This is a genomic window from Atopobium fossor DSM 15642, assembly GCF_000483125.1.
Taxonomy (GTDB): Bacteria; Actinomycetota; Coriobacteriia; order Coriobacteriales; family Atopobiaceae; genus Atopobium; species Atopobium fossor.
Genome location: NZ_KI519553.1, coordinates 499,906 through 516,568, shown reverse-complemented (window position 1 = coordinate 516,568; position 16,663 = coordinate 499,906). Strand labels below are relative to the sequence as shown.

Genomic DNA, 16,663 nt, shown 5'->3' with positions numbered 1-16,663 from the left:
GGCTGAATTTTTATTACTATTTTTGCTGCACGACAGAGTGTAGCTACTAACGTGAAGGCATTGCCCTGAGTCGCTTAACGAGGTCAAACAATGCATTCCCATAATTAGGATCCATTGCCCAGGTACCCGTAAGACCCGAGATAGTTGGAGCAGAACCACGCTTATTGGTAAGGTATTTAAAGCGATTGTCTACACAGGCGTTATTAAGGGCATCCGTACTTGCATAACCCTTAAGATGCTGCACTTGAGCACGAAGGCCATAGCGTACGGCCTGACTACCGTACGTACTAAAATCCTCACCCTGTACACCATTACCGGTAGCACCAAGTCCTGCAAAATTGCACTGCCAATTCTTAACATCGCCGCCAAACTGCAACCAACCCGTCTCATGCATGGCCTGAGCAAATACAACCTCAGCACGAACGCCCTCTGCAGCAGCCTCTTGTATTACCAGTCCACAAAACTCCTCTATAGAGGACGCACCATAACGAGTGTATACGGAGCTGGGATATGTCTTGCCTGATTGCTTAAATAAAGCAACCATTTGATTGGCTGTTACGCTTGAGCTACCCATAATGGTATAGGTCTGTGCACTCAAGTCCTCTTCCGTGGGAGGAAGGGGCTGTGAAGAATCATCAGAAGAATAATCCGGCGTAAAGGGAACATCGTTGTTGGGACCCTCATCAAAACCAGGGTAAGGAACATCTGGTTCAGGCGAATTACCTTTAAAGAAGTCCTTGGCGTACTTCTCTATAGCATCGGCCAATGCATCTGCAATTATATATTTACGCTGCTGATATACACGCATGTCATATGCATTCGAGACAAACGCAATCTCCAGCAGTGTTGCAGGTAAATGCCCCTTCTTACCACTGATTACAGCAATTTCCTGTGTTTTCATACCGCGATCAGATAGACCAACAGAAGCTCTTAGAGCTTGATGCATGTAACGCTGAAGATCGATAGAACCAGGTTCTGCATTATAGGTATGCCTATAGCTCTCAAAACCAGAGGCACTTGCATTGGGATTCGAGTTGAAGTGGATTGATAGCAAGGTGGTACAACCGTGACTAGCTGCGGCTTCCTGTCTACGGTCGTAATTAACGCCATCTGCCTCAGACTTGCGGTAATCGATACCCTTTTTATCCAAGCGCTGAGCAATAAGATTTACCAACTCATGCGTAAGATCTGCTTCCCTATAGCCGTTGCCTATAGCACCAGGATCCCAGCCCTTTGGTGCACTATAACCATGACCAGCATCCAAATACAAACGGAAGGTGCCATTATATTGCTGATTGTCATCGTTATTGCCAAAGGAAGATACTTGTTTAAAGTTCCAACCTTGAGCAGAGGAACCCCTGTATTTATCAAGCTGTACATTGGTCTGGTTAGCTGCTTTATCGCCAGCTACATCTATAACAAAATTAGGGTCAAGCGCTGAGCGCAAGACGAAGTAGCCCTTAGCGTTCCACTCTACATACCAATGCTGATTAGAATTACCAGTGTGCCTAAACTGCAAAATATTGGAGCCATTTTTGACTTGGCTGTTTTGCAAATCAAGCGTCTTGCCACTATTAATATTAATAATCACATAAGAGCCACTCGACAGACGGTATACATTCCACTTCTGAGCACCCGTATGGTTGCTGGTATAAATTTGGACGTTTGCACCATCTTCCTTAGATGCATTGTCTACATCGAGTGCCATATTGTTACCAACACCAGACATAAGCTCATACGTACCGTTTTCCAGCTCAATTGCCTGAACTATAATCCATTGCTGATTAACTCCACCGTGAGCCTTCCAAACAGCAACAGAAGTACCCGAGGTGTACTTACTATTGTTGATATCTAAAACAGTACCCGACAACACATTTTTAAACTGCAAATTTGCCCCATTAAAACTTACAAGCCAGTGAGCGGCAGATGTAGTAGAAGAGCCAGAAAATGCCACACGATTATTCATCGTAGTCAAAAACTTGCCGCTATCCAAAGATTGAAGCGTATAGGTATTGTCCTTCCCCTCAACCTTTTTAATAGCCCACTTTTGATTCAAGCGCTTACTATTGGAAGCAATGGACAAAGCAGAACCATCTGTGGTAAGCGCCATTGAGTTATTGCCAGCAGCATTAAGAGTAAACAAACCGCTCGGAATAATATTGGTAATTTTTTGCAGCGAAAATCTTTGGGTATCCGAAGGATTGGCACTAAAACTCGTCAAATACAAGTTTGCACCACTACGCAGTGAACCCTGCACATCTAATAACAATCCTGTAGCAACATTCCTAAAGGAGTAAGTTCCATCTGCATTGCGGATTATTGCAAACTGCAGGTTCTCATCGGTAGTATTGACCTGCCAAAACTGAGCATTGTTGCCAGACGTGGGAATACCATCCGTAGAAGCCAGAGCAATATTGCCACGAGCAGACTTCAAAAGATAATAACCATTACCTGCAGAAACAAAACTAAAGGCCTGAGAAGATGTTCCGTTTGCACTGTAGAGCTGCGCATTGGTGCCGTTATCCGTCTTTCCGCCTGCAACATCCATGACATAATCCGTATTTTGAGCACTCGCAATAGTGTACATTGCGTCAGACTCAAGCGAACCTGCTACATCAGGCTGTGTGCCAGGAACGGCAATATCAAGCGAAATAAAACGCCAACGCTGGTTAGCACCATTATGAACAGCAAACAACTCAATATTGGTATTGTTTGCTGTATAAGAACCATGCAGGTCAATAGCATAGCTAGGATCGATTGCCGACAAAATCTTGTGTGTGCCATCGGCCATCTTAACAATAAGCCAGCGCTGAGCCCTACCATCATTGGAATTGAACTGCTGAACGTTTATACCATTTGCAGCTTTTCCGCCATACGCATCCAAAACCTTGCCGGAATACTTATTGGTAAGTTTGGCTAGACCTTCTTTATCGTAAGAAACATGCCAAACCTGAGTCTTGTGGCGAGTAGTCTGCCACAATAATACGCTCGAACCGGAATCAGCGGTAGGATAATCCACATCCATGGCTTTACCAGTAGTTACGTTAGTCTCTATCAGATAATCGCCTTCAGGTAGGCGGTCGGCATCTTGAGCCTGTTTTGCTTCACGTAAGGATGCCGATGCATTTTCTAGCCACCATCTTTGGTTGGAACCACCAGCATACATAAACATTTGAATATTGGTGCCATTGGCAGTCTTGCCAGCATACAAATCAAGGGCATACCTTGGATCTTGTACGGATACAATAGCAAAACTACCATCAGTCATGCGCCTCAAAATCCATTTTTGCGCATTTGTATAGTTGGTTTGATACTGCTGTACATTAGCTTCATTAAAGACACGGCCAGCATAGATGTCCAAAGCCTTATTGGAACCTTCATTAATAAGCATGTAATACTGACCACTGCGAATAAGTTTCCAACGTTGCGCTGCAGTATTATTCTTATCCCACAACTGCACATTAGCACCATTTGCAGCAGAACCACCAGATACATCCAAGACCTTATCCGAATCTATCGCCGAACGGATATAGTAGGTATCCCCCGCAACAAGACCATCGGCAGCGCTTGCAGCAGAATCCGCAGCAACTGGAGCTGCCGAGCGCTCTTCTGATGCAGGCTGATCATCTTGCTTGGGCGCCTCAGGAGCAGCGCTTGTGGTAGCATCTTCGCTCTCAGCATTGTCTGCTTTATCTGCTGTTGCAGGCTCAGTTGTAGAAACTGCCTCTTCCACTACTGCATTAGCTTGATCTGCAGCAGTACCCTTTTTTACCACAACATCAGATGTTGTAGTATCTGGCGAGGCTAATACCACCCCTGTAGATATCTCTGTAGCAAGCGCCGTACTAGGCAGGCCTAACACTACGAGTAACGACACGCCAAAAAGTAACGCACGTAGCGCTCGTAGTGTTTTGTTTATACCTTGTCTGTCTAAATGTTTCATAGTGCTCCGAATCCCATTGCAGGCCTAAACCTGCAAACTCTCAGGACGTATTGCTTGTAACTATTCATCCTAGTACAGCTATCTTAAGTAATAATCAACTAACTTTGTTAAAGCCAAGAATTACAGAGAAGACCGACATTTTTTACATAAAGTCAAAATAGGATGCATACTGCACTTCAGTTAGTTCTCGGGCAAAATTTCTATACGCTGGCCATCGGGGTCCACAATAAAGTACAAGCCCATTTTGGGATTCTCCTTTTGAATGCAGCCCATCTCTTCATGCAACTTATGAGCAGCCTCAAAATCATCCACCCTAAAGGCAATGTGGGTATCCATACCGCCATTATCGTATGGCTCTACCTGACCACGATTCCATGTAAGCTCAATTTCAAAACCAGACTGAGGGTCAACCATAAACGTGTTTGACCAACTACCGTCCTCTGGTCCCTGAACGCGGTTTACAACTAAACCAAGTGCCTTCTCATAAAATGCAACGGTAGCCTCACGATCGATAACATGTGTACAACGATGAACAAAGCGTGCCTTCATAATGAACTCCTCATCCTTTTAGTGTGTTTTACCTGCGTTTAAGCATTTGAATAATTATACTAGTCGTAGCTACAAAAGCACGTTTAACCTGCAATTTTTTGCTCAAACACTCTACTGGAAACATGCGCATATGGCGCTAACAACCTCACAATGATTTGAGGAGTATGACATGGACATTTTGATTGTGGTTGATATGCAAAACGACTTTGTAACCCATGCGTTGGGCACACCCGAAGCAGTTACCATAGTGCCCGCCGTTAAAGCTCGTATTAATGCAGCTCAAAGGCATAATGAGAAAATCATCTTTACACGCGATACCCACCCAGTTGATTACTTATCTACACAAGAAGGCATCAATCTTCCAATAGAACATTGCATAAAGAATAGTGAAGGCTGGCAGATTATTCCCGAACTTGCAGATGCTGTCCAGACTGCCGGTGTACACATTTTTGATAAACCCAGCTTTGGCAGCATAGAGCTTGCTAGCTATTTACAGCAGCTCAACACCACCGAGCATATTGACACCATTACACTTATTGGTCTTTGTACAGATATTTGCGTTATTTCCAATGCCCTGCTCGCCAAGGCAGCTTTACCCGAAGCACGCATTGTTGTAGAGAAAAACTGCTGCGCAGGCGTTACTCCTCAAAGCCACGAACGCGCATTAGCCGCTATGGAGACCTGTCAGATTATCGTGCAGTAAAAACGGGATCTGCCACCACGCAGAGGTCTTCTCCATTAGCAAACTCGTACATGGCAGCAAGAAAGGCTTGCTCTGTACCCGTGGCAAAACTCAACGTAAGCTGCACTTCATTAGTAAAGATTGCATCATACTGCTTGCCGCCAGTAGAAGTTGCCATATGTACTACGCGATCATATAAAGAATATGGGATACAGCAGGTTACGCGCGTGGTAAGCCCCATGCTAACTATGTGATTTGCCTCTTGAGCTTTGGTGAGTGCGGCTTGTGTAGCAGCAGCATATGCACGCACCAGACCACCAGGCCCCAACAGCGTGCCACCAAAATAGCGCGTAACAACACAACACACATCTGCTAAACCAGCACCATGAAGCACATCGAGTACAGGCATACCCGCTGTACGCGAAGGTTCACCATCATCAGAAAAACGTTCACGACCATCTGCCAACACCCAAGCAAAAACGTTATGGCGAGCATCGTAATGCTGTGACTTTACAGAGGCAATAAACGCCTGTGCTGCTGCTTCCGAAGAAACATGAGTAAGCGCGGCAATAAAACGACTACGGCGATCTATAACTTCTGCCATATGCACTACCTCTTGTGCCAAGGTTTTATATTCTTGCTGCATATCCTACCTCACACCAGCATTTCTAAAATAAAGCTGTCCTCATGCATTATTCCAGATACATTATGCCAATAGTACCTATGCCTTGCTTGAGATTAACCCAAACAAGGTATAGGTACTCATCTAAGAAAAACTATCAAAAAGGTAATGCTAAAGACAAATAGCTAGATTACAGAAATAGCGCCTGTTGCAATTTGATATACGGATACCAACATAGTGCCAACAATAAGAAGGGCAATGATCTTATCGGTAGTAGTTGGCAAAATTTTCTTGTCCTGTGTCTTTTCTCCCCAAGCGTATAACAAAATGCCTGGCGTAAACAAAATGGTAGTAATCATGATGCCTGTGACACCACAAGACCACACCAAAAAGATACTATAGATACATCCTAAGGTACCAAAGAAGCGTGCCTTAGCTACACTACCAGCACCATCGTCCCCCATATACTTGTTTTGCCAAGCAATCTTTGCAAAATACAAAGCAGATGCCACATAGGGAACTAGGATTGTACACACAGCACAGTTGTACATAAACTGATAGGTAGATGTAGCAAATACCGCCAAAACCAAGAACAACTGCGTAATGCCAGAGGAAACAATCAGGGTAACAATGGGAGATCCTGCTTCGTTTGAGCGTGCAAACACTTTGGGAAATGTGCCCTTCTTTGCTGCTTCGTAGGGAGTCTCTGCATTAATAATGACGTAACCCAGCATAGCGCCCAATAAGGACAACACAACAGCTAGGTTAACAACGGCAGCACCCACAGGACCAATAGCAGCTTCCAACACTCCTGCCATGGAAGGCGTTGACAACTCTGCCATTTGAGCACGAGGTACCACACCCATACTCAATACCGAAATAAACATGTAGAGCACAAAGATAAATACAAATCCAATAATGGTAGATCGTCCAACATCTTTAGCTAAGCGGGCACGACCAGAAATAACAACTGAAGCCTCAATACCGGTAAAGATCCAGACCAATGCCACCATAGTAGAAACAATCTGCTCGTAAAAGCCAGGCCCGCCAGGTTCACCTATAAAGTTATCCATAAAAATGGCAGGATCAAACTTTCCCAACAGCAAAATAGATACTACAAACAGGCCTAACGGAATAATCTTCGCAATCGTTACAAAAATATTGAGTTTTGCCGCCTCCTTAACGCCCTTGGCTGCCAGCCACACCAAAAACCAAACATAGGCAGAGGCACAAATACAAGAAAGTAAATTGTTACCGCTCTCAAACGGCTTAAAAAAGTATCCCAATGCCGAGAAGAGCAACAAGGCAAACGAAACATTGGATAAGCAACCAGAAATCCAGTAACCATACGCAGAAATAAATCCAACAAAGTCACCAAAGCCAGCCGCCGCATAGGCATATATTCCACCCGTAAGATCAGGACGAGCCCGCGATAATCCAAAGAAACACATAGCCAAAGCTAACACACCTACAAAACAAATACCCCAACTTACCAGTACGGCAGCTGTATTAGCTCCACCCGCAGCTAAATCTCCTGCAAGCGAAAATATGCCACCACAAATACTTGCGGTAATAACCATCATGGAAAGACGCAGCAGACCCATGCCATGAGGATCAATAATCTTATTGCCTTGCTCATCCACCAAAAGATTGTCTGCATCACTTGTTGGTATATGGGATTTTTCCATCGTAAAGCCCCTTTCCGTAAAAAGAGCTGCACGAACCCGTCCAGAAAAGATCCATGCAGCCCTTGGGGATTACAAACTCATGTTAGAAACGCAGGCCGAGACAAGATAGACCGCCATCAAGTTTGCGATACTCAGAGGTATCAACCACGATGGTCTTATAGCCAGCATCCTGAACAGCCTTCAGCACCGTGGGATAACCCTCTGCAACAATAACAGTGCCATTCATCCAGATGCAGTTGGCACCATAGGCTTCTTCTTCTGGTACCACAATCTTGTTGTATTGAGCAAACTCGGGTTTGTCGATAAACTCACCGGAAACCAGCATATTGTTATCTTCGATGTAGTTAACGCCTGTCTTAAGGTGCAAAACCTTCTCAAGAGGAACCTCTACACACCTAAGCCCCCACTCTTCCAAGATGGCAGAAAACTGACGAATACCCTCTTCGTTGGTACGCTTAGACCTACCTACATAGAAAGTGTCTCCTACCATCATGACATCTCCGCCTTCAAGAGTGCCAGGTGAGGTAATGTGACGAATCTTGTCATAGTCAAAGAAGCGATGTAAAACAGGCTCAAGTAGCGCAGCTTCACCACGACGGCTGTCTGCACCAGGGTTATCTACAATGACACCACAGCGTGTAATTACACAGGTATCCTCGACAAAGCAGCTATCTGGATACTCTTCAGAAGCAGGCAAAACGGTAACGTCTACACCACAGCGCGTAAGTGCATCAATGTAGTCATTATGCTCTTCTAAAGCGCGATCATAATCAGGTTTGCCCAACTCAGGAGCAGAGGTGATACCATCGAGCAAAGAGTGGCTTGGACGACGAACGATGCAGTGCGTAAACTTGGTCATTTTAAAACCTCTTTTCCAAAGAACTACCTCAACTGTTACTTGCGATCGCATAGATTTGCTTGCACTGTGTGCTTGCAATCCCAACATATCTTGATGGTCCTTCACCTATGTACACTGTGAACTTAAGTGGTATATTTTGAACTGTAAACGGTTTAAAAAGTACTTTTTACCTTTACTTTTTTGTTTATATAAGCAATATTGTTGATTGTATACAATATTGCTTTAAATACATTTAATGGAATAGGGTTTCCCATGGCAAAAGACAGATACCTCTCCCTCAAAGACCACGTATACGCACACATTACTGATCTCATAAACGAAGGTATGCTCGGCGAGTTTGAACATGTTAGCGAGCAAAGCATTGCAGATGCTCTGTCTGTAAGCCGTACTCCTGTCAGAGAAGCACTGATGCAGCTTTCTGATGAAGGCTATTTGGAGCGCGTTCCGCGCAAGGGCTTTGTAGTGCGTGGCTTTGATGAATCCGCCGCCAGAGAAGTATTTGAAATTTTAGGACCTTTAGATGGTCGTGCAGCTTTATTAGCGGCAGGACGTATGAGCGATAATGACATTGCTCAGCTCGGATTTTTGTGCAATAGCATGCAACTGGCTATAAATAGTGGACTGTATGACCGCTATGATGACCTACAACGTGAGTTCCATCAGACTTATGTATGTAAGTGTGGCAACACACGCCTTTCTCATTACATAGAAGATCTCAATCGCTTTTTTATGAAGCGCGCTTATTTACAAGAGAAACCCGAAATTTTGGAAGCAAATGCTCGCAAGGCAAATAAAGAACATGCTCATATTGTTGCGTTATTCAAAAAGCGTGATGGTAGTAGTTTGCAAAAATATATTCGTGATGTGCACTGGTCGTTGGATAATGCCAAGTATTTATCTTGGTAGCACTCGATACTCACTATTAAAACAATTGCTGTTTACATACAACAACTTGGACTTCTTGCCAGACGTCTATTAGTTCTGCTGCCTATACACAAAATCAAGTGTCTGATTCCGTGCATTAATCCATTCTGTCCAACCATTTTGGCTACCACCAAGTACAAATACTGCAGCTGTAGAAGGACTTGAAAACTCTATCTCACAATTAAGCACTGCTTTGACCTTTTGATTACCAAAAATCTGCTCACGCATAATTGCTGCAGTTTGATTTTTTATTACGTCTCGACTCAAATCAATATCGGATTCTGGCAAAACGGTAAAGCGTCCCGTGTTTACATCATAACGACCTTGTGCCCGAATGCCATTTCTCTTTGTATGGAATATGCTTTCTTCAACCACATAGGTACTTTCAATTCGATTTAAATCATAGCCAAGCACTTCCATACGAAAAAGAATTCGTTCAAATAAATTATCAACAGCCTCTTCTTTATAAGGATTGCTATGTGTGCTCGGAATAACTGAGTTATCAGTCTCGTAAGAACCATGTTCGTTTACATATTTGATTGCCTTTGCTTCCAATGCATCTAGCACATCACGATCAATGTTGCTATCAACATCCAGAAACATTACTGCCCTGTTCCAAAACTCTTTCTTTGATTTATGAGCATCAAGTCGCGATAACCCCTGTGTAGTCTGACCAGCATATACTCTACTTAAAACTCCATGGTCTTCGTCAAGTAAAAAATAAATACCTCGACGTGGTAAATCGGGTAATTTCTTTATTAGTCAGATTACCCTTGGGAACAGCGTAAGCTGGGTGAGCTTTGTACGTTTACGAAAGGCCACGGTTACAGCAAGGCTGATATACGAGATTCTGGAACGCCCTTAATCCTCTATGGACGTCTATATACTCAATACGAATCTCGCATCGAAGAGGTCGATACCTTTGCCGTCGAACAAGAAGGCTCCTTGCTGTCGAAGGGCGTCGAAGTGATCGTACCTGCATCCGGAGAGACAGCGGAAGATATTGCCGTTGCGTCGTCAGTTCGCAGGTCAGGGATTATTTTAGGTGGCGACCTAAATGTTGTTACGCCAGACAACAGCTTAGACCCGGACTACACTGCGATTGGCATTACATATGGCAAAGCCCACGAAGACCTTGCAAAGAGAGCACAGGGGAAATCGGTCGTTCATGTTCATGGCGACGACATTGCTGATGTCGAATTAACCTATCCAACGATAGAGGAGCAACAAGTCATTACGTCTCTTGTGCTCAACTTGGATTCCCTTATCACCCTTCATCAGCGTAAGCCTCTTGTATTTATGATTCATTAAGTCAAACTCGATAATGTTCTCATTACTACATCAATATCTTTATTTTCTAATTCTTGAATAACGTGCAGATATGTCTTTTGAGTCGTATTCATGCTTGCATGACCTAATCTGCGCGCCACACTTGCAATAGAAACCCCTGCAAATAACAAGATAGATGCGTGCGTATGCCTCAGACCATGAATAGAAATTGCAGGTACTCCAGCTTCTTTGCATCTACGCGTCAAGATTGAGTTAACTGTTGAGTTGTACGTTTTACCTTTTACAAAAATAGGCTTATCATCAGGCAATCCTTTGGAAAGTTCTGAAAATTGAACGATTAGTTGCCAATCAATGGGTACTTTTCGGATAGAAGATTTATTTTTTGTGGGCAGGTATCCCCCACTCCCCTTGTAATTCCACGTTTTATTAATCAAAAGTGTTTGTCTTGAAAAATCAAAATCTGCGGGAGTTAAGGCCAGTGCTTCAGAAAAACGAATACCGGTTTTTGCTATAAGCAATAGCATCCAATCCCAATTTAATTGATTACCCAAATGAAGAACCTCTAGCAATTTATGAAGTTCAAACTGATTGAGATATTTTGGCTTCTTTTGTCTCGCTTCCCTGCCCTTTATTATCACTTTTCTTGTTGGATCTCTTGCAATCATTCCTTCATCAACAGCATCTAAGATTGCACCTTTAAGCTGATGATGAAAATCCATGACCGTTTGCCTCTCATGAGAAAGAGCATATGCATTAATAATTCCTTGGTACACTACCCTATCAAGGTCATGAACATAAAGATTTGGAACTAGATCTCTAATCCATCTCTGAGTTAGCGCATATTTGCGCATTGTAATATCGCGAATTGCACCTTCTTTATATGTTGAAACCCATTGCTCATAATAGTCACAAAACAGTAAGGTGTTCTTTTTCCAGCCGAACAATTATTCACCTCATATCTATACGCTTACGCTGATGAAGGGTGATGAGGGAATCAAGCTGATAGAAGAAGTTGCCAATCTGCCTCTGCTCGATCATATCTGGCACAGGCACTTCTACCTCCATAACCTTTCCCTTGGAAATGTTGAAACGCGATATTCCTTGGGCAAGCAATTCAATGGCTTTGCGAACGAAATGGGATCTCAACATGTAAGCAAGGTAATATGGGTAGAAACTACCGTTTTGCCTATACCCGAAACAGAAGCTGTTCAGGTAAAGGTTCTCGAGTTCAGAGAGCCAAACGGATGACATGCCAACCTCTTCAGAAGTCTCAGATGACACCGTGAACAGGGTATCACCACGCAAAACGCGATTTTGGCTTGTGTCGATTTCGACCTCTCCAAGTCGCGTTGGGTCGCCAATAGGGTTGTCGAAAACATTCATATAAGGAACGAATCTCGCCTCGCCATGCCCAAAGTCGTCCTTTGTCTTGCCGGTCAGACCGCCGTAAGTTGTTCCGAGCTCCCCCAGCTTACGCTGTTCCCAAGAAACATAAAAGCGAGTCAACAGGCTCGCTTTTATGTTTACTTATTCCACTCCAAAAGAATCGACTTTAACAGCTTGTTTATTCGCGCATTTAAGCGAAAACCTTTAAGTGTTTCTCCATCTACGGACTCTATATAATTTGCAGCTTTTCCCTTATCAACAGAAGCCTTTAGCTTATCAAAACGCTCGTATTCATTAAGATTTGCTTCGGTCACATTTGTTGCAATAATTGATCTAAAGAGCTGCTCATCTAATCCAAAGTTATCAACAATTTTTGTAACTTCATCTTCAAAAGCTTTTGCCTGATACTGAGTTATATAAGTCATGAAATCCTTATCAGATTCAACTTCTAGGTCACCGGCATCAATATCATGAATTACAAGATTTGCTATCTCTTGTAGCTCTTGAGATAAAGAGGCATATGAGCGGTGAAGCTGTTGTAAAACTTGTTGCACTCGTTCAACTGATACCTTGTCATCATTTTTTGCTTTGATCCATTTTTTGAAATTATGGTTCATATAATCAGCATCAATTCGAACCAAATCATACTCAGTGATATAGGGATCTAGCTCATAAGAAGCATATGAACTGCTGCTGTCTGAGCCAGTAGCCTCATTTGATTGCAACTCCTTATAACGTTGAATAAGCGTTTCATAAGCTCTTTCATCAATAGAAAGTTCAATAACTTCCGTATCACTATCGTCATTGGTTTCAGTTTCAATATTAATTTCGTAGTGAAAATCATCTCTCCAAACAAAACCCTGCAATTTTGCTGCGGCAACTGTTTGAAAAAGATCTCTAAATAACTGGGAAAACTTAGCACGAGATTCATAAGATTCTGGCAATGATGCAAAATTCTCTACCCCGTTCGAATTAAACAAGCTCTCTATCTCCAAAAATAGAGAATCAATCTTCTTCAAATTGACATGCAATTTATCAACAAAAAGACCAAAAGGAACGTCTCCAGAGTAAAGTTTAATTGCATCTTTGACGTTTCTCTTCATTGTATGAGGAAGTCGGTAATAGCGGATTATGCCATAAGGTTTTTCATCGCTTCTGAACAGACGGTTTGTACGAGAAAATGCCTGAATTAACCCTTCATACTTTAATACTTTGTCAAGGTACAACGTGTTAACCCATTTTGAGTCAAAACCAGTTAACATCTGGTCTACAACTATCAGAATATCAATTTGCTGACTCTTATCTTTTTCAATACCTTTATAAGGACTCTTATGAGCTAAGCGGGAAGAAATGTCCTTTTTCATATCCTGGAATTTGGCTGCCGTATATTCACGATCAAATCGCTGATTATAATCTTTGATTAGTTCTGCAAGCCCATCACTTTTTTCTATAGCACCCTCATTATTATCAATATTTGGGTCAAATAGTGCAGTCGTTACAATCTCAGGTGCAAGCTGCTTAAATAGACGATAGTACGCAATTGCTTCATGAATGCTGCTAGTTGCAAAAATTGCATGATAACGATGGTTTAAACTGTGAGTTTCAAAACTCTCTGCAATATCTTTTACTACTGCACTTCTATAGTCATCATTATCAAATTGAGATTTAGGAATATAGTCCTCAATTCCCTTATGGTATTCACCACTAGCATCTCTATAACCAGCTTCTGGAACCACATTCTTATTCATAAAATGAAGGTATATTTTTTTCTTATTTAGGTCAGACAGAGCCTCTTTGACAGAACTAGCTTTAGCCTGATGAAGAGCAACTTCTCTACGTATATCTTTATCTTTATACACACAGATCATGTAGGGGTCAAAACCCAATACATTCTTATCTCGGATTCCGTCTGCAATACTGTAGCGATGGAGCTCATTGCCAAAAATATCTGACGTTTGAGACTTATTTTTTTCATTTTCGCCTTGAATAGGAGTACCTGTAAAGCCAAAAAACAGAGCGAATGGGAATGTTCTCTTAATAATTGCCATTTCATCACCAAAAGTGGAACGATGGCATTCATCAACAATTACAACCATACGTTTTTTATTGAGTATTGCAATTTCTTCATCCGTAATGCCATTAGCGTCCAAATGAATGTTACTCATTTTTTGGATTGAAGTAACAATAAGTGTGTTACTTGGATCTGTACTGCGCAGCTTATTGCGTAAGTCATAGGTGTTATTAGTGCCTTGAACCTCTTCGTTTAAGGAAGTAAAGTCGTTATATTGACGCAAGGACTGTGTACTGAGCTCAATTCGATCCATCAAGAAAATGACTTTATCTGCAGCATGAGAATTAGCAATAAGCTCAGCTGCTTTAAAGCTCGTCATTGTCTTACCAGAACCAGTAGTATGCCAAATGTAGCCACCACGCTGATTCTTCTCTCCCCAACGCTGTGTAATTACGCGATCTGTAATTTTCTCAACAGCTTTAATTTGATAGCTGCGCATAACTTTTAAAACGCCATCAGAACTATCTGCAATAATATAAAAACCAATAAGCTGATGAGCCATGGGGATACTCAAGATCGTAGAAGTGATTTCTTTCCAGTCATTAATTGGATTGTTGTAGAAATCTCCCCAATGAAACTGAAACTCAGGCTTGAAGGCATCCTCAGAACCAGGGTTTGCAAAGTATTTTGTTTCATTTGGATTCATTGCAAAAAAGACCTGCACAAGAGAGTAAATGCCGTGATAAACACCTTCATGCATATACTTTTTAATCTGAGTTACTGCCTGACTAATAGGAACATTTGAGCCTTTAAGCTCAATATGAATGACAGGCATACCACAAATCAGAAGGAGTAAGTCTCCCCTCCTATTGTGAACCTCTTTTATTGGAGTATCAAAAATTGGCTGCTGAGCAATTTGATAAATACTTTTTCCACCAGCAACTTCGTTACGATTATAAATTTGAAGACTAACAATCTTGCCAAGATGAAGCTTATCAGCTGGATTATCACGTTTGATAGATACGCTCTTACCATTAATGAACTCATTTAACTGACTTGGTGTACGAAGAACATTAATTTGCTCAATAACCTGATTCATCTCGGAAGCAGTTAACGGCTGACCATTAAGACGATCAATATCTATATTATTGCGATATAGAATATCAGCCCAATTATCGAGAAGATCCTGTTTGGTTGGATTTTTTAGAATCTCTGAACTCCAGCCATGTTGAATCAGACTTTCGATAACCGCATTTTCAAACGCTGCTTCACTCTCGAAAACCATTTTTTGGCTTTCCTTCCTATACGAACATCTTTTCGAGCATAGACTTCTTGAAGTCAACCAATTTGTCACACTTACGCTGATGAAGGGTGATGAGGGAATCGAGGTGGACGAACATCAATCCGATGAGTCTTTGCTCTTCAAGCGAGGGAATCGTTATTGGCATTGCGAGGAACGTATCTTCATGTATGCGCTTTGCCTTCCGACTACCATTTGCAATGTTACCTTGTCGAATATAGAAGTCCACCTTACTTACGCGATTCAGTAAAAAAGAACTGTCTATATCTCGCATATCGAACGCGGGAGAATCCAAGGTAGATTCATATCCATCAAGGCTATCGGGTACAATCCCGAATGCCGCATGTAAGAAATCTAGCTTCCCATACATAAACTGACCGGCATGACGAATGTAGTACTGTGTATTTTCACTTCCGGAATAAGTATCTATTTTTTCGACAACTCCTTTAGACCAGAGCTTTACCGTTAATTTTCTTGCATCGATACCCGTATGCCCCGGTATTCGACTCAATGAAAGAAAATTTTCCAGCTTACGCTGTTCCCAAGGGTCAATCGATTTCCTACCCATCAAGATGCCCTGCTCGTATCATCTCAGCGTTGAGAGACACGGATGGATCACATGGGGTGACAATCCTTGCAAAGATGGATTCTAGCGGCCCCATATCGCGGTCCTCCGTTGCCATGCGACTCGCTTCGTCATTCTCCACACCAGAGACTCCCCTCCAATCGAGGTCAAAACCCGCTTTGTGACAAAGAAGAGACCAGAACAGACGCTGGGTTCGGCCGTTACCTTCGCGAAATGGATGAATAAAGTTGTAGTTGTCATAGTGATAGGCCATACGTCTAGGAAAGTCTTCCAGTGACACTTCCCTGAAAAAACCGTCCTTTTCAAGCTCGCCACACGCCCAAGCAGCGCCTGTTGTTATGTTTGCTGACGGAAGAAAGAACTGTGACTCCTCACTCGCCTTACGAATTTCGATGGTTCTAATTTTTCCCGCCCACTCAAACACATCTTGGAACAGCCACCAGTGAATGTACATCAGGTCATCAAGTGTGCCTGTCGGATTAATGGGAAGCTCCTTGAGAAACTCGCTCATGCGAGCAGAGACAAGCTCACCTTCAGCGTTGTTCAACTCGTCCCATGTTCTTGCACCAACAAGATTTTGCAGAATGCCTGTATTTGGATCAATATAGGGATCGACAAACTCGTCAGACATGCGCCGCCTCACCCTTCCTACCAGGGTCCCAACGACGTTTTGTCCTGCGCATGAGCTCCTCTATAGGGATGTCACCCTTCACGTATTCCTCAGCATCCTTGCGGAACTCGGCAGACACGTAAGCACCCTCCATTTCGCTTGAGTGAACGGATTCCTCAACTGCACGCTTGCGATCCATTGAAAAACCTCCTA

General features: G+C 42.7%; 14 protein-coding genes and 1 pseudogene. 3 read left to right on the top strand and 12 right to left on the bottom strand.

The genetic code is table 11. From position 1 onward, the window contains the following. Positions 1-46: 46 nt before the first annotated feature. Together G469_RS08920 and G469_RS0105155 are read right to left on the bottom strand one after the other, a co-directional pair. Positions 47-3,943, bottom strand: a complete 3,897-nt coding sequence (locus G469_RS08920) for an RICIN domain-containing protein (RefSeq protein ID WP_051353782.1) — start codon at positions 3,941-3,943, stop codon at positions 47-49. A gap of 180 nt (positions 3,944-4,123) precedes the next feature. Continuing rightward, positions 4,124-4,492, bottom strand: coding sequence for a VOC family protein (locus tag G469_RS0105155; protein ID WP_028264138.1), 369 nt, complete (start codon positions 4,490-4,492; stop codon positions 4,124-4,126). 169 nt (positions 4,493-4,661) lie between these two features. On the opposite strand from G469_RS0105155, the gene G469_RS0105150 reads away from it, so the two are divergent. Then, positions 4,662-5,195: a cysteine hydrolase family protein gene (locus G469_RS0105150; RefSeq protein WP_028264137.1), complete on the top strand. Its 534-nt coding sequence runs from the start codon at positions 4,662-4,664 to the stop codon at positions 5,193-5,195. Here G469_RS0105150 and G469_RS0105145 read toward each other — a convergent pair. The 3 genes from G469_RS0105145 to G469_RS0105135 all read right to left on the bottom strand — a co-directional run bounded on the left by G469_RS0105145 (position 5,182) and on the right by G469_RS0105135 (position 8,343). Next, a complete protein-coding gene (locus G469_RS0105145) occupies positions 5,182-5,778 on the bottom strand; it encodes an IMPACT family protein (protein WP_245579122.1) in 597 nt (198 codons plus the stop codon). The two genes, G469_RS0105150 and G469_RS0105145, sit on opposite strands and share 14 nt — an antisense overlap. 203 nt (positions 5,779-5,981) lie before the next feature. After that, a complete protein-coding gene (locus tag G469_RS0105140) occupies positions 5,982-7,484 on the bottom strand; it encodes a basic amino acid/polyamine antiporter (protein WP_051353781.1) in 1,503 nt (500 codons plus the stop codon). 82 nt (positions 7,485-7,566) lie between these two features. Next, entirely contained in the window at positions 7,567-8,343 is a 777-nt protein-coding gene (locus tag G469_RS0105135; RefSeq protein WP_028264134.1) for a dimethylarginine dimethylaminohydrolase family protein, read from the bottom strand. Between the two features lie 252 nt (positions 8,344-8,595). Here G469_RS0105135 and G469_RS0105130 point away from each other — a divergent pair, with 252 nt between their 5' ends. Further along, the gene (locus G469_RS0105130) at positions 8,596-9,249 is read left to right on the top strand and encodes a GntR family transcriptional regulator (RefSeq protein WP_028264133.1); all 654 of its coding nucleotides are present in this window, start codon (positions 8,596-8,598) and stop codon (positions 9,247-9,249) included. Positions 9,250-9,318: 69 nt separating this feature from the next. Here the strand turns inward: G469_RS0105130 and G469_RS0105125 are convergent, their stop codons facing one another. Then, positions 9,319-9,870, bottom strand: coding sequence for a DUF4357 domain-containing protein (locus G469_RS0105125; RefSeq protein WP_028264132.1), 552 nt, complete (start codon positions 9,868-9,870; stop codon positions 9,319-9,321). A 180-nt stretch (positions 9,871-10,050) separates the two neighbouring features. Here G469_RS0105125 and G469_RS08475 point away from each other — a divergent pair. Further along, positions 10,051-10,578, top strand: a pseudogene (locus tag G469_RS08475) (restriction endonuclease subunit S); the annotation flags it as partial. On the opposite strand, the gene G469_RS0105115 reads toward G469_RS08475, so the two are convergent. The 6 genes from G469_RS0105115 to G469_RS0105090 are packed head-to-tail and all read right to left on the bottom strand — an operon-like array spanning position 10,575 to position 16,649. Next, entirely contained in the window at positions 10,575-11,501 is a 927-nt protein-coding gene (locus G469_RS0105115) for a site-specific integrase (RefSeq protein WP_028264131.1), read from the bottom strand. The pseudogene G469_RS08475 and the gene G469_RS0105115 overlap by 4 nt on opposite strands. Before the next feature lie 4 nt (positions 11,502-11,505). Beyond that, positions 11,506-12,063 (bottom strand): restriction endonuclease subunit S, encoded by a 558-nt coding sequence (locus G469_RS08470; protein WP_211225405.1) that lies wholly within the window; start codon positions 12,061-12,063, stop codon positions 11,506-11,508. 17 nt (positions 12,064-12,080) lie between these two features. Then, positions 12,081-15,239: a type I restriction endonuclease subunit R gene (locus G469_RS0105105; protein WP_028264130.1), complete on the bottom strand. Its 3,159-nt coding sequence runs from the start codon at positions 15,237-15,239 to the stop codon at positions 12,081-12,083. A gap of 16 nt (positions 15,240-15,255) precedes the next feature. Then, entirely contained in the window at positions 15,256-15,822 is a 567-nt protein-coding gene (locus tag G469_RS08465; RefSeq protein WP_051353779.1) for a restriction endonuclease subunit S domain-containing protein, read from the bottom strand. Continuing rightward, complete coding sequence (locus G469_RS08460) at positions 15,815-16,483, bottom strand: Fic/DOC family protein (RefSeq protein ID WP_156908409.1); 669 nt, start codon at positions 16,481-16,483, stop codon at positions 15,815-15,817. The genes G469_RS08465 and G469_RS08460 overlap by 8 nt, the downstream gene beginning before the upstream one ends. Continuing rightward, the gene (locus G469_RS0105090) at positions 16,464-16,649 is read right to left on the bottom strand and encodes an antitoxin VbhA family protein (protein ID WP_028264129.1); all 186 of its coding nucleotides are present in this window, start codon (positions 16,647-16,649) and stop codon (positions 16,464-16,466) included. The genes G469_RS08460 and G469_RS0105090 overlap by 20 nt, the downstream gene beginning before the upstream one ends. Positions 16,650-16,663 lie beyond the last annotated feature (14 nt).